The following is a 569-nucleotide window of genomic DNA, read 5'->3' as shown; positions in this document are numbered from 1 at the left end:
GCGCCAAAGAGCGTGGCCACCGCCGAACTGCAAAACCCGGACGCGCACATCACGCGCATCGGCCACTTCCTTCGCAAAACCAGCCTGGATGAACTGCCGCAGCTATTGAACGTGCTGCGCGGCGACATGAGCCTGATCGGCCCGCGCCCGCTGGTGCCCGAGGAAAAGGGCATCCACGAGGAGCGCATGCAGCGCGGCGCGTACGCCGTACGCCCCGGCATCACCGGCTGGGCGCAGGTAAACGGCCGCGAAACACTTCCCTGGGGCTTGACCTGAAGATCCTCGCGTTTACGGCCTTTTGCGTGCTGACCGCGCGCGGCGTGCGCGAGGGCGCGACCGAGTTTGATGAGGAGATCGACGAGCAGGCGCGTGCCGCCAAGCAAAAAAGCGCCGAGCGGTCCATCTCTTGACGTAAGGAGACACCCGCATGCCAAAGCTGACGATCATCAACCAGCAGTACCCGCCCGAGGTGGCGTCCACCGGCCAGATCTTCCGGGCGATGGCGGAATACCTGCAGGGCTGCGGCTTTTCCGTGACCGTCGCGACGGGCACGCCCTACTACCCCGGCC

Annotated in this window: 1 protein-coding gene; it reads left to right on the top strand. The window is 65.9% G+C overall.

Going from position 1 to position 569, the window contains the following annotated elements; genetic code table 11:
* A partial coding sequence (locus tag ACMUOY_RS20750; protein WP_413894597.1) for a sugar transferase occupies positions 1-276 on the top strand: 276 nt, incomplete at its 5' end.
* Between the last annotated feature and the right edge of the window lie 293 nt (positions 277-569).

It is taken from the genome of Candidatus Skiveiella danica (genome assembly GCF_022705245.1).
In the GTDB taxonomy this organism is placed as follows: domain Bacteria; phylum Pseudomonadota; class Gammaproteobacteria; order Burkholderiales; family Burkholderiaceae_C; genus Skiveiella; species Skiveiella danica.
Note: the sequence above shows the minus strand (reverse complement) of the source record. Positions and strands in the feature narration are given on the sequence as shown.